Source organism: Kribbella sp. VKM Ac-2569 (genome assembly GCF_004216905.1).
In the GTDB taxonomy this organism is placed as follows: domain Bacteria; phylum Actinomycetota; class Actinomycetes; order Propionibacteriales; family Kribbellaceae; genus Kribbella.
This window is the reverse complement of the sequence record NZ_SGXJ01000006.1, coordinates 363763-376281: the sequence shown is the minus strand read 5'-3', so window position 1 is coordinate 376281 and position 12519 is coordinate 363763. Positions and strand designations below refer to the sequence as shown.

12 protein-coding genes are annotated in these 12519 nt (G+C 68.3%); 8 read left to right on the top strand and 4 right to left on the bottom strand.

The annotated features are described in order from the left end of the window. Positions 1 to 22 precede the first annotated feature (22 nt). The 8 genes from EV649_RS35880 (at position 23) to EV649_RS35845 (ending at position 8481) form a co-directional block, all read left to right on the top strand. Positions 23 to 586: a WHG domain-containing protein gene (locus EV649_RS35880; RefSeq protein WP_198682867.1), complete on the top strand. Its 564-nt coding sequence runs from the start codon at positions 23 to 25 to the stop codon at positions 584 to 586. After that, positions 583 to 1137 carry a hypothetical protein gene (locus EV649_RS35875; RefSeq protein ID WP_130388136.1) on the top strand — a complete coding sequence of 185 codons (555 nt, stop codon included), beginning with the start codon at positions 583 to 585 and terminating at the stop codon, positions 1135 to 1137. The genes EV649_RS35880 and EV649_RS35875 overlap by 4 nt, the downstream gene beginning before the upstream one ends. 302 nt (positions 1138 to 1439) lie before the next feature. Then, positions 1440 to 2717, top strand: coding sequence for an ABC transporter substrate-binding protein (locus tag EV649_RS35870; protein ID WP_130388135.1), 1278 nt, complete (start codon positions 1440 to 1442; stop codon positions 2715 to 2717). 43 nt (positions 2718 to 2760) lie between these two features. Continuing rightward, positions 2761 to 3660 carry a sugar ABC transporter permease gene (locus EV649_RS35865; RefSeq protein WP_130388134.1) on the top strand — a complete coding sequence of 300 codons (900 nt, stop codon included), beginning with the start codon at positions 2761 to 2763 and terminating at the stop codon, positions 3658 to 3660. Then, positions 3657 to 4562, top strand: a complete 906-nt coding sequence (locus EV649_RS35860; RefSeq protein WP_130388133.1) for a carbohydrate ABC transporter permease — start codon at positions 3657 to 3659, stop codon at positions 4560 to 4562. The genes EV649_RS35865 and EV649_RS35860 overlap by 4 nt, the downstream gene beginning before the upstream one ends. A 142-nt stretch (positions 4563 to 4704) precedes the next feature. Beyond that, positions 4705 to 6339, top strand: a complete 1635-nt coding sequence (locus tag EV649_RS35855) for a hypothetical protein (RefSeq protein ID WP_241999095.1) — start codon at positions 4705 to 4707, stop codon at positions 6337 to 6339. 55 nt (positions 6340 to 6394) lie between these two features. After that, positions 6395 to 8173 (top strand): NHL domain-containing thioredoxin family protein, encoded by a 1779-nt coding sequence (locus EV649_RS35850; RefSeq protein ID WP_130388132.1) that lies wholly within the window; start codon positions 6395 to 6397, stop codon positions 8171 to 8173. A 59-nt stretch (positions 8174 to 8232) separates the two neighbouring features. Then, entirely contained in the window at positions 8233 to 8481 is a 249-nt protein-coding gene (locus EV649_RS35845; RefSeq protein WP_130388131.1) for a DUF6458 family protein, read from the top strand. Positions 8482 to 8485: 4 nt separating this feature from the next. Here the strand turns inward: EV649_RS35845 and EV649_RS35840 are convergent, their stop codons facing one another. The 4 genes from EV649_RS35840 to EV649_RS35825 all read right to left on the bottom strand — a co-directional run bounded on the left by EV649_RS35840 (position 8486) and on the right by EV649_RS35825 (position 12443). Beyond that, on the bottom strand, positions 8486 to 9256 hold the full coding sequence (locus EV649_RS35840) for a DUF4097 family beta strand repeat-containing protein (protein ID WP_130388130.1): 771 nt from the start codon (positions 9254 to 9256) through the stop codon (positions 8486 to 8488). Between the two features lie 117 nt (positions 9257 to 9373). Beyond that, a complete protein-coding gene (locus tag EV649_RS35835; protein WP_130388129.1) occupies positions 9374 to 10594 on the bottom strand; it encodes a hypothetical protein in 1221 nt (406 codons plus the stop codon). Beyond that, entirely contained in the window at positions 10591 to 11235 is a 645-nt protein-coding gene (locus tag EV649_RS35830) for a hypothetical protein (protein ID WP_130388128.1), read from the bottom strand. Before EV649_RS35830 ends, EV649_RS35835 begins: the two co-directional genes overlap by 4 nt. Continuing rightward, the gene (locus tag EV649_RS35825) at positions 11232 to 12443 is read right to left on the bottom strand and encodes a hypothetical protein (protein ID WP_130388127.1); all 1212 of its coding nucleotides are present in this window, start codon (positions 12441 to 12443) and stop codon (positions 11232 to 11234) included. The genes EV649_RS35830 and EV649_RS35825 overlap by 4 nt, the downstream gene beginning before the upstream one ends. Positions 12444 to 12519 lie beyond the last annotated feature (76 nt).

Here is a 12519-nt window from a genome sequence, read left to right as displayed (position 1 = left end):
TAATGCCATTAGCCTTTTGGCTATGGCTGCTAAAGGGTCCCTGACGCCTGCTGCCGTGGTCGAGGTTGCGCTGGGCATCGTCGACGAGCACGGGCCGGCCGGCCTCACGCTCGCCGCCGTCGCGCAGGGCTGCGGCGTCGCCACACCGTCGCTGTACAAGCACGTGGCGAGCCTCGGCGAGCTGAAGGCACTAGTCGGTGTGCGGGTGCTGGAGGACATGACCGAGCAGTTCACCGCCACCGTCCTGGGGATGGGCGGTGACGAGGCCGTCATCGCGCTGATGCACGCCTACCGCTCCTACGTCGCCGCCCATCCGAAGCGGTACGCCGCGATGCCGATGGATCCGCTGCACGATCCGGTGCAGGAAGCGGCGGGCAAGAAGCTCGTCGGCGTCATGTACGCCACGCTGCGCGGTTACGGGCTCGAGGGTGCGGCGGCGGTGCATGCGACCCGGCGCCTGCGGGTGCTCGTGCACGGCTTCGCCTCCATCGAGTCCGGCGGTGGCTTCGGCCTGCCCGAAGACCTCGACGGTACCTACGACCAACTCATCCAGATGTATCTCGCCAGCCTGAGGAAAGACTCATGAGAATTCCGCTCTCCGTTGCAGGTGTGCTGTTCCTGCTCTACCCCGCCCTCCGTCCGTGGGAGGACGAGACGACTACCTCGGGCGCCGCGGCCGCGATGGGCTCCACCGCGTGGGTGGTTGCGCACCTGTGCGCGATGATCGGGTTCATCGTGGTCGCGGTCGCGTTGCTGCAGTTCAACCGCACGGCGGCCATCGTGTTCTGGATCGGCGCCGGCCTGACGCTGCCGTACTACGGGGCCGAGGACTTCGGCCTGCACGCGATCGCCCACCAGTCGAACATCCTCGACCTCGCCGAGGACGTGCGCTACAACCCGTTCGCGATGACGATGTTCGGGCTCGGGCTGCTGACCATGGCAGCGGGCGCGATCATCCTCGCGATTCGGCTTCGTACCGTGCCGGCGATCCTGTTCGCGGTCGGGTTCGGGCTGTTCTTGCCCCAGTTCTTCGGCCCGCCCGCCCTGCGGATCGGTCACGGCGTACTCCTCGCGGCCGCCTGCGTGTGGCTGGCCTGGGACGCGAAGCGGGTCGAGCCCGTACCCGTGCCGGCCTGATCCAACCATGGAGCGTTCGACGTACGGCTGGAAGATCGTCCGTTGGCGAAGGAATTCGGTGCCACGGACCTCATTTCCGAAGGTGCTGCTGCGACCCTGACCTTTTGCGCACTGCGGATGCGCGCAGAGGCCGATCGAACCCGGAATGTGCGCGCTCTCACACTGTCAAGGGACCCGGGGTCACGGCTGCGCAACGCGCCTGCGCGGAACGTTGACACTCGGTGCGTGCCGTCCCAGAGTTGCACCGTCAAGGGGGCATCGTTGTCACAGGCGGCTCCATCCAATGATCGGAGAGTGAAATCATGCGTGGTGGTCTGAGCAAGACCCTGGCGCTGGTGGGTGCGGCGGGTCTTCTCGCGGTGAGCGCCTGCGGAAACAGCGACGACAGCGGTGGCGGAGACTCGTCCGCGAACAAGGACGTCACCGTCTTCACCTGGTGGGCCGACGGTGGTGAGAAGGCCGGTCTGGACGGCATGGTGTCGGTGTTCAAGACCGACTGCGCGGACTACAAGTTCGTCAACTCCGCCGTCGCCGGCGGCGCGGGGTCGAACGCCAAGCAGGTGCTGGCCAACGACCTGCAGGCCGGTAAGCCGCCGTCGACGTTCCAGGCGCACGCCGGTGCGGAGCTGCGGGACTACATCGACGCCGGTCAGGTCGACGACGTCAGCGGTCTGTACAAGGACTTCGGGCTGGACAAGGCGTTCCCGCAGAACCTGATCGACAACCTGACCGTCGACGGCAAGATCTACTCGATCCCCGCCAACGTTCACCGCGCCAACGTGGTCTGGACGAACCCGGCCGCACTGAAGAAGGCGAACCTCGACCCCGCCACGGCTCCGGCCAGCGTGGACGCGTGGATCGCCGACATGGACAAGCTGAAGGCCGCCGGTGTGAAGGCGCCGCTGGCCATCTCCAAGGGCTTCGCCCAGGAGATGGTGATGGAGGTCGTGCTGCTGGCCGAGCTCGGACCGGACAGCTTCAAGGGCCTGTGGGACGGCAAGACCGACTGGGCCGGCGCGAACGTGACCTCGGCGTTGAACAAGTACAAGAAGCTGCTGACCTACACCAACACCGACCGCGAGTCGGTCGACTGGCCGGACGCGCTGGGGTACCTGAACAAGGGCCAGGCCGCGTACTTCGTGATGGGTGACTGGGTCGCCGCACAGCAGTTGGCCGACAAGGTCCCGGACACGGCGTACACCTACTGGCCGGCTCCGGGTACGGCGGGCAACTTCCAGTTCCTGTCCGACTCGTTCACGCTGCCGACCAACGGCGCGGACCCCGAGGGCGCGAAGTGCTGGCTGAAGACGGTCGGCTCGGCCGAGGGTCAGAAGGCCTTCAACACCAAGAAGGGCTCGATCCCGGCGCGCTCGGACGCCGACCCGGCCGACTACCCGAAGTACCAGCAGTCGGCGATGGCGGACTGGAAGAAGGACAAGATCGTCCCGTCCTGCGCCCACGGTGCCGCGTGCACCCTCGGCCAGAACAACGACATCCTGTCCGCGCTCAGCCAGTTCAGTGGCGGCCAGGACGTCGCGAAGCTGCAGACGGCACTCGGTACCGCGATGAAGACGAGCTGATGCAGGTCGAGTTGCGGAACAAGAACGAGTTGGAGGACTGATCGTGCACGGGAGAATCCGCACCTGGGGACCTGGAGCCCTGGTGCTGCTGCCGACCGTGCTACTGCTCGGGTACTTCGTCTACGGGCTGATCGCGTGGTCCTTCAACACCTCGCTGACGAACCGGCACACGGCTCGCAAGGGTCCGGCGGACTACGTCGGGTTCGAGAACTACGGGCACCTGTTCGGTGAGGAACGGTTCATCAACTCGCTGAAGAACCTCGGCGTGCTCACGGTGGCGTTCATCGTGGGCACGCTGATCTTCGGCCTGCTCTGGGCACTGCTGCTGGAGAAGGGCGTGCCCGGCGAGTCGATCTTCCGGTCGGTCTACCTGTTCCCGATGGCGATCTCGATGATCGCCTCGGGCGTGGTCTGGGGCTGGTTGCTGAACCCGTCCCAGGGCGAGGACGCGCGCGGCCTGAACCGGTTGTTCGAGATCCTCCATCTGGGGTTCCTGGAGAATTCGTGGTGGACCGCGGGGAACAGATGGACGACGATGGCGTCCATCGCGCTGCCCGCGGTCTGGCAGCTGTCCGGCTACATCATGGCGCTGTTCCTGGCCGGTTTCCGGGGGATCCCGCCGGAGCTGCGCGAGGCGGCCCGGGTGGACGGTGCGTCGGAGTTCAAGCTGTACCGGCACGTGCTGTTCCCGCAGCTGTCGCCGATCGCGCTGTCCGCGCTGATCATCCTCGGGCACATGTCGCTGAAGCTGTTCGACCTGATCTACGCGATCACCGGGCCGAACCAGTTCCGCACCGAGGTGCCCTCGGTCTACATGTGGAACACCTTGTTGCGCAGCGACCAGGCCAAGGCAGCCGCGATCGCCATCGTTCTTTTAGCAGTTGTCGCCGTCCTCGTCATCCCGTACATCGCGTACACCGTCCGGCAGGAGACCGAGGAATGAGCGCCGAGACCGCTGCTGCTACCGGACAGGCTGCAGCGGCGATCAGCCGGAAGCCGCAGAAGCGCGGGACGATCGCGGACGGGTCGACCCGGCGCAGCAGGACCGTGCGATACCTCCTCCTGCTGCTGTTCCTGCTGTTCGTGCTGACCCCGGTGTACGTCGTACTGATCACCAGCTTCAAGACCTCCGGCGACACCACGGCCGCCCAGCAGTGGTCGCTGCCGAAGGAATGGACGCTTGAGCCGTGGCGCAAGGCCTGGGACGTGCTGCAGCCGTACATGATCCGGTCGCTGTCGCTGGCGATCCCGGCCGCGATCATCTCCTCGCTGATCGGGTCCGCGAACGGGTTCGTGCTGGCCCGCTGGCGGTTCCCCGGTGCGAACATCGTGTTCGCGTTCATCCTGTTCGGGATGTTCATCCCCTACCAGGCGGTGATGCTGCCGCTGCGGACGACGTTCACCGAGCTGGACGTCACCCGGGGCGTGCCGACGCTGATTCTCGCGCACTGCATCTACGGTCTGCCGATCTGCACGCTGATCTTCCGGAACTACTACGCCACGATCGTGCCGAACGAGATCATCGAGTCGGCCCGGGTGGACGGCGCCGGGTTGATCCAGACCTACCTCCGGATCATCCTGCCGATCTCGATCTCCGGGTTCGTGGTGACGCTGATCTGGCAGTTCACCTCGGTCTGGAACGACTTCCTGTTCGCGTTGTTCCTCACCCAGCAGAACAACGGCCCGGTAACCCTGGGCCTGGCAGCACTGGCCGGCGGCCAGAAGGTCGACTACGCGGCGAGTATGGCGGGTGCGCTGATCACGTCGTTCCCGACGCTGATCGTCTACATCCTCCTGGGCCGCTGGTTCATCGGCGGCCTGATGGCCGGCGCCCTCAAGGGCTGACGCCAGCCGTCTTTGAGCACCCACCAACCACATTTCCCCGCGCGAAACGGTTGGTGGGTGCTCAAGGATGTACGGCGAGGTTGTCCACAGGGCGCGCTGACGGGACTGCGGGGGACGGGGTGCGGACGGTAATCTCACGGAGGTGACCAAGTCTCCGAGTGGACGGGACGGACGGCGCAGCCATCTGCGGCTCGTCGGCTCCGACCCGGGCGAGCCGTCCGTGCCGGCGGTGGCTGTGGATGTGGACACCACGCCGAGCGTCGCCGTGCTGGAGACCCTGCTGGAAACGCTTGCCCTCGACATGGCCGCGGTGCCGGCCGCTCTGCATCCGGTGATCGCCGAGGCGTCGGTGGCGCGCTCGGCGGCGATGCTCGCCGACCAGCTGTGGCCGGCCGGGCTTCCAGACGAGATCGGCGAGGTGGAGCGGTTCTTCTGGGCCGACGCGGCGCGAGTGCTCGGCGAGCGCCGTGATCTCGAGTCCTTCGTCCTGCTGACGAGCCTGGCCCGGACGGTCGGCCCGGCCGGGCGGCTGCCGCTGCAGCGGGCGCACGTGTCCCGGTTGCGGACGCAGGACGAAGTACCGGAATGGGTGACCCGGATCGCCGGCTTCCGGCTGACCAGCGCGATCGTGTCCGAGGACATCACCGGTGACGGGCTGAGCGTCGTGCTCGACTACGACGACGAGCAGCACCCGCACACCGTGGTGGTGTTCATCGACAACAATCTCGGCGCGATCATCAAGGACGTGTTCGTCGGCCCGCCGGTGGACCGCGTCCTGGAGGCGTACGAGCGCGGCGGCCGGGTGACCATCCGGACGGTGCGCCCGCCGATCGCGGCCGGCATCATCCTGCAGGCGCTGGGTGAGACCCGTGACTACGACGATCCGCCGGTCAGCGAGGACTTCGAGTTCTTCACCGGCCTGCTGGTGAACCGGCTGACCCAGATGCCGGAGCGCCCGGTCCGGCCGCCGATCCGCCCGCTCATGACCCCACGACAGCGCGAACAGCTGGTCGAGGAGTTCCTCGATTCGCGGTACGCCGTTGGTCTGCCCGACGACGCGGCGGACATCGCCCGGCTGTGGATCGATCACGCTGTCGACCACACCGTCGGCGGTCCAGAGCGTGTCAGCGGCGTACTGGTGGAGCTCTTCCTCGCGCACTGGTTGCCGCGCAAGGTGCTTGCTGACAGCACCTATTTCGACGCGGTCCCGCTGGTCGTGAAGGCCTGGCTCGAGTTCGCCGGCGAGCGGACCCACCTGCCGCTGGACACGGTCGACGAGGCGATCGACGCCGTCGACGTCTGGCAGCCGGCGCTGGAAGCCGCCGCGATGATCGACCCGGTCGGCTCGAAGCCTGGCGAGCGGGTCTTCCTCGACGACGCGACCAACGACCTGGAAGACGCTTACCGAGCCCTGGCCGGCCTCGGCTCCCCGCCCCAGCCCGACCTCCGCGGCCTGGACAACCACCAAGCCGCGACCCTCTCGGTCCTCGCACCGCACGCCTGGCTGATGGCCGGCGAAACCCTCGGTACGTCGTACGCGCCGGACGCCTTCGACATCGCCGAGCGCCTGGTCCGCGAGGCCCCCGACCTCCTGGCCAAGGCGCGCCTCTCCACCTGGCCCCGAGCCATCGTCTGGCTCCTCGCCCACCGCCACCGCCTGGTAGGCCCTGGCGAAACCCTCACTCCCTACACCCTCGCCGCCGACCTCTCGTCGTCCCCGGCAACTCTCCGAAAAACCGCAAAGCTCCTCACCGACACGTTGATCCTGCCGCGCTGATCTCATCCGCCGGGCCCGTGCCGGCTGCGGTTGAGCCGCGGCGGACAATGGGGACATGCATGTGCGTGCGCCGGAGCTCAAGGGTCGTGGGTGGTTGAACACGGGAGGGCGGGAGTTGTCGCTCGCGGACTTCCGTGGACGCTTTTTGTTGTTGGATTTTTGGACGTTTTGCTGCATCAACTGTCTGCATGTGCTGGACGAGTTGCGGCCGTTGGAGGAGAAGTACGGCGACGCGCTGGTGATCGTGGGGGTGCACTCGCCGAAGTTCGCGCACGAGGGTGAGGAAGCCGCGGTCCGAGCCGCCGTCGAGCGGTACGAGGTCGGCCATCCGGTGCTGGACGACCCAGAGCTGATCACCTGGCAGAACTACACCGCACGCGCCTGGCCGACGTTGGTCCTGGTGGATCCCAACGGGTACGTCGTCGCGCAGTACTCCGGTGAAGGCCACGAGCACGCCCTGGACGCCCTGCTGGCCGAGTTGATCGTGCAGCACGAAGAAGCAGGCACCCTCACCCGCGGCCGATCGCCGTACGTCGCGCCGACGCCCGAGCCGACAGACCTCCGCTTCCCCGCGAAGGTCGTTGCGGTGGACAACGGGTTCCTGGTCGCCGACGCCGGTAACCACAGCATCGTCGAGCTCGCCGCCGACGCGACCACCGTCGTACGCCGGATCGGATCGGGCCACCGTGGTTTCGCCGACGGAGCCGCCAATCAGGCGAGCTTCTCCGAGCCGAACGGCCTCGTGGTGCTCCCGTCAGACGTGGCCGGCAAGGTCGGGTACGACGTGGTGGTCGCGGACACTGTCAACCACGCGCTGCGCGGCGTGTCGCTCGCCGACGGGCAGGTGACGACGTTGGTTGGCACCGGCAAGCAATGGATGGACGGCGACGGGACCGACGTACTGAGTTCGCCGTGGGATGTCGCGTGGTGGGGCGACAGGGTGTGGATCGCGATGGCCGGCGTACACCAGCTGTGGACGTTCGACCCGTTCACCGGAGAGACTGCGGTCGCGGCAGGTACGACCAACGAAGGGCTGAAGGACGGGCCGCTCGGCGAGGCGTGGTTCGCGCAGACGAGTGGGCTCGCGGCGGACGGCGATCGGCTGTGGTTGGCCGACTCCGAGATCTCGGCCTTGCGGTGGATCGACACCGAGGTGCACACCGCCGTCGGCACCGGGCTCTTCGATTTCGGGCTGCGCGACGGCAAGGCGAGCGAGGCGCTGTTGCAGCATCCGCTCGGCGTGACGGTCCTCCCGGACGGATCCGTCGCGATCGCCGACACCTACAACGGCGCCGTACGTCGCTATGACCCGCGGACCGAGACCGTCGAGACGATGGCGACCGGGCTGGCCGAGCCGAGCGGAGCCGTTGTCGTCGGCAACGAGTTGCTCGTCGTGGAGTCGGCCGCGCACCGCCTGACTCGGATCCCGCTCGGCGCCTCCGCGACCGCCGACGAGTTCAGCACGCAGTCGCAGCGCCCGCCGATGGATCTCGCCGCCGGAGAGGTCACGCTCGAGGTCGTCTTCAACCCGCCGCCGGGACAGAAGCTGGACAACCGCTACGGCCCGTCCACGCGGCTGCTGGTCTCCTCCACCCCGGACAACCTGCTCCGCGAGGGTGCGGGCGACTCCACCGATCTCGTACGCCGTCTCGTCGTCGACCCGCACGCCGGCTCCGGGGTCCTCCACGTGGCCGTCCAGGCCGCCTCGTGCGACGACTCCGCCGAGGTGGAGTTCCCCGCCTGCCACATGCACCGCCAGGACTGGGGTGTCCCCGTCAACATCACCCCCGACGGCCCGAACCGCGTCGAACTCGTCCTGTCCGGCAGTAAGTAACTTGTTTGCCGAGCGGGTACCGTCGAAGGTGTAGGGCTAAGAACTCACTGGGAGGCTCGATGAGCATCGGTGTGGGGATCTTTTTGATGGTGGTCGGCGGCATTTTCGCGTTCGCCATCCGCGATACCTGGGACGCCGTGAACCTGCAGATCGTCGGCTACATCCTGCTCCTCGCGGGCCTGGCCGGCATCCTGCTTTCCTTCTACATCACCAACCGCCGCCGGCGGGTTGAGACCGACGCCATCGACCCAGCCGTCGAAGAGGAGTATCGCGTCGTCGAGGAACACCACCGCGACATGAAGGAGTAGTCCCTCAGCGGCTGTGGAGTTCGATGTCGCCTGAGGTGGTGGTAGCGGTCAGGGAGTGGCCGGCGGTGGTGTTGTTGCCGAGGCTGTCCTCGACCTCGCCGTGCTTGGTCTCGGTGGTGACCTTGTAGGCGCCGGTCGGGGCGCTGATCTCGATGTCCCCGCTGGTCCCCTTGGCGCGGATGTCGTTGGCCTCGGAGAGGTCGAGTTCGATGTCGCCGGACGTGGTCTCGACGCTCACCGCGCCGCCGTTCAGGTCCTTGGCCTCGATGTCGCCGGAGTTGGCCTTCACGTCGAGTTTGCCGGTCAGGTCCAGCACGGACACGTCGCCGGAGGTGACATCGAGGTTGACGTCGCCCTTGACCTCGCGGAGTTCGACCTTGCCGGAGTTGGACTTCGCGTCGACCCCGGCCACGCCGGTGATCTCGATGTCGCCGCTGCCGTTCTCACCGGTGACCTTGGTGCCGCGCGGCACGGTCACCTCGAAGTCGGCGGTGCACTGCCAGCCGCAGTCGCCGTCCAGCTTGAGTACGCCGTCGTTCACCGAGTACGCGTCGCCGTGCTTCCAGAACCAGAACTTGCGCTTCTCCCGCACGCCGGCATGGTCGTCGTCGGACACGTTGATCGTGATGTCGGCGTGGCCCGCGGCGAGCTGGACGGTGGTGACCTTGTCGTCGATCTTGTGCGTGTCGTCGGAGTCCCGATCCCCGAACTGCCAGAACGCCAGCCCGGCCGCCGCCACCAGCAGGATCACGCCGAGCTGCTTGTTCTCCGCCATCGTCCGCCTCTTCTCGAGCCCACCCACGTTGTCGCAACGACAGTAGGCTCCGAGGCCGGGCCCCAGGATCCGGCAGATCCCCCGACGCGCCCCTGAACCGCTCTCAGGGAAGCCCTCTTACCGGTGCAACTCGCCCCGGGACACCGCCGCGGCCAGATCGTCGCCGGTGGTGCCGAAGAAGGTTCGCGCCCAGACCGAGTCCTCGTACCAGTACGGCCCGTCCTCGCCGGGCAGCGACGCCGGCGCCGAGCGACGCTTGAGTGCCTGCCGGCACTCGGTGCAGAGCGGCAGCGTGAGTGTGGTGCCGTCCGACTCCACCTTCGTCGGCCGACCGGACGAGCGACCGTGCAGCGGGTTGAACGCGCACAGATCCGGTACGGCGTCCACCTTTCGGTCGGCCGCGATCGCGACCGCGGCGTCGTACTCCCGCCGTGCCTTGTCCAGCAGCACCATCGCGCCGACCAGGTCGACGAGGCCGGGCGACGAGTCGAGGACCTTCGACGCGGCGGCGTGGTCGTCGAGCGCGGCCTGCTGGTGAACCAGCCCTGCGCCTTCGGTGGTCGGGAGTGCGGCCAGTTCCGAGCCGAGCCTGGTGAGCTCGGTGTTCGTCTCCTGGGTCAGGCGTCGGCGCCGCTCGGCCGCGACCGTCGCGGCCACGTGTGGCGGGATCCGGAACGTCTTGGACCCCGAACCCCGGCTGCGCCCGATCAGCAGACCGAGACCGACCAGGACGACGAGGCCGCCGACGATCGACAGCGCGACGATCCACCCGTGACCACTCGGCTCCGAGATGCCCCGTGACGGCCCACCCGACTGCGGTCGGTTCGAGGTCTTCGGGATGCCCGGTTGGGCGAGCAGCTCGTACATCCGGGCCAGCACCTCGGTCGGCCCGGCGTCGTACCCCGTGTCGGCCAGCGCGCGCGTCCGCGCCGCCTGCAGCTTGTCCTCGCTGACCTGCGACACGTCCCGCGCCTCGTACCATGGGAAGCGGCTGCCGCCGTCCACCACGACGTACAGCCCCGGCTGCCGGAGCGCATCCATGATCAGGGTGAGTGCCGTGCTCTCCTCGCCCTGGAACTCGTCGCTCGGGGTCAGCGGCAGGACGACGGTGTAGACCGGGTACCCGAGCGCCTTCGCCTTGGTACGCATGTCATCCAGCAGTTTCGCAGGCAGTGCCGTCTTGTACGCCGGGTCGATGTAGACCGGGTCCTTCTTCAACGCGGTCGCGATCTCTTGCGCCCGCTCCGCCGGGGTCCGCGCAGTACCGGCCTCGGCCGGAGCCGCGACGAGCAGCGTCAGCGCCGCCGCGACGCAGGTGAGGAGAAAACGGGCCTTCACGCGCGTCCCTTCCGTCGTGGGCGGGCGAGCGCCGCCACGATCAACACAACTCCGCCGAGGAGGCCGCCGCCCATCAGACCGAGGGCAGTGCCGCCGAGGCCGTTCCCGATCGCCTTGCCGACGGTGAACTTCTCCACCGGTGCCGAGTCCTCCGGCTCGGGCGGCAGCGGCGCGGTCCGGGCCGGCTTCGGCGTGCTGTACTTCGACTCCCGCAGGCCGTCGAGGTACTCCGAGAGCTGCTTGCTCAGCGCCTCCTTCCCGGCCGCGTAGGTCCACGTCGGCGCGTACACACCGAGCTGGTGCGCGACGCCGTACGACTGGTCGCCGTCCATCACGACGTACACGCCCGGCTTGCCGTTCGCAGCTGCCAGCCGGCCGGCGAGCAACGTGGCGTCGCCCTTCTCCGGGAACCATTCACCGGTCGGTAGGACGGCCACGAACACCGGCACCTTCGCGTTCGAGATGACCTGCAGCGTCTCGTCGCGATCGGCAATCGACGTGAAGTCCGGATCGACGTACAGGCGCTCCTGCGCCCAGGCCGCGACCGCGGCGGTGATCCGGGGATCGGTCGGAGTGGCCGCCCACGCGGTCCCGGTCAGCAGAACAACTGTTGCCGTCAGCAAGAGGACGAGCCGTCTCATCGGGCATCCTCCTTCCGGCCGGTGATGCGGTCGGCCAGGTCGTCGGAGAGCGCGCCGAAGCCGGTCGCGACCATCGGGCTGTCCTCCGGGTCGAGCGTCCAGTACGGCACCGGCTTGCGGTCGTGACCGAGCAGCCCCGACTTCGCCGGCACCAGCAGACCGGGCGGCGTATCGCCTCGGCGTACGACGCTCGCACACCACTCGCAGGCGGGTACTTCGACGTCGTCCGACCAGTCGACCTTCGCCGTGCCGGGGTTGTGCGTCGGGTTGAAGAAGCACGGCGGCTGGAGGGCCGCACCGGACGCGATCCGCTCGGCCTGCCGGGCGAGCACCAGCGCACCGGCCGAAGCGAGGACGTCGTCCGGCTGGTCCGCGCGCAGCGTCCGCGCCGCGTCGAGCCGGCGGTACGCGTCGTCGCGCTGATCCAGCAGCTTGGTCGTCTTGTTGCGACGCCGGTCCAGTCGCCCGAAGGCCCGCTCGGCCTGCTTGATCTTCCCGTCCGCCTTGAGCTGCACCTTTCGCGGCTCGACCGCCCGCTGACTGGTCCCCGAACGTCCCGGCTTGCCACGGCGCCGCAGCGCGATCATCAGCGTCAGCACGAGCCCGAGGAACCCGCCGACACCGAGGCCGACGTACGCGGCCCGGTCCGACTTGTCGGTCACCGAGAGGCCGCGGTGGCGCTCAGGCTCCAGATCGGCGGCCGGGACAGCCGGCAGCGCGCGACCGTCGTACGCCGTCGACGCATGCTGGATCGTGCGGACGATCTGCGGCGCCGGACGATCCGAGACGATGTCGAAGCGCTGCTTGTCGTCGCCCCGCACGCTGGTCAGATCGCGGCCCCGGAGCCCGCCCTGGCGGTACAGCCCCGCATTCGTCGCCCAGGACTTGTCGTCCACGGTCGCGACCAGGTACAACCCCGGTTCGCCGATCCGCGCGTGCAGCAGGGTCGGCAGGTCGAACCGGTTCTTCGCCAGGTACGGCGTGCGCGGCACGAGCGCGACGTACACCGGAACGCCCGCGGTGCGCATCGCGCCGCGGATCCGGTCCAGCTCGGTCGCGGGGATCGCGAGTCGCGGGTCGACGGACAGGTGATCGGTTCGCCAGGCGACGGCGATCCGGTCGGGCAGCTCAGGCGCCTGCGCACGCGCCGGGAGGGCGGGGAGGAACGCGACTGCCGCGAGCAGGGCGGTGAGAAATCGAACGGGCATCGCGGACAGCCTACGACGACCGGGCCTGGACACATTCACACGGACGCAAGCGCACATCAACTGGTTCCACCCGAGA

Coding starts and splice junctions, on each gene's coding strand:
- EV649_RS35845 (WP_130388131.1), top strand. CDS start 8,233: ATGAGCATCGGTGTGGGGATCTTTTTGATGGTGGTCGGCGGCATTTTC.
- EV649_RS35875 (WP_130388136.1), top strand. CDS start 583: ATGAGAATTCCGCTCTCCGTTGCAGGTGTGCTGTTCCTGCTCTACCCC.
- EV649_RS35850 (WP_130388132.1), top strand. CDS start 6,395: ATGCATGTGCGTGCGCCGGAGCTCAAGGGTCGTGGGTGGTTGAACACG.
- EV649_RS35825 (WP_130388127.1), bottom strand. CDS start 12,443: ATGCCCGTTCGATTTCTCACCGCCCTGCTCGCGGCAGTCGCGTTCCTC.
- EV649_RS35860 (WP_130388133.1), top strand. CDS start 3,657: ATGAGCGCCGAGACCGCTGCTGCTACCGGACAGGCTGCAGCGGCGATC.
- EV649_RS35880 (WP_198682867.1), top strand. CDS start 23: ATGGCTGCTAAAGGGTCCCTGACGCCTGCTGCCGTGGTCGAGGTTGCG.
- EV649_RS35840 (WP_130388130.1), bottom strand. CDS start 9,256: ATGGCGGAGAACAAGCAGCTCGGCGTGATCCTGCTGGTGGCGGCGGCC.
- EV649_RS35870 (WP_130388135.1), top strand. CDS start 1,440: ATGCGTGGTGGTCTGAGCAAGACCCTGGCGCTGGTGGGTGCGGCGGGT.
- EV649_RS35830 (WP_130388128.1), bottom strand. CDS start 11,235: ATGAGACGGCTCGTCCTCTTGCTGACGGCAACAGTTGTTCTGCTGACC.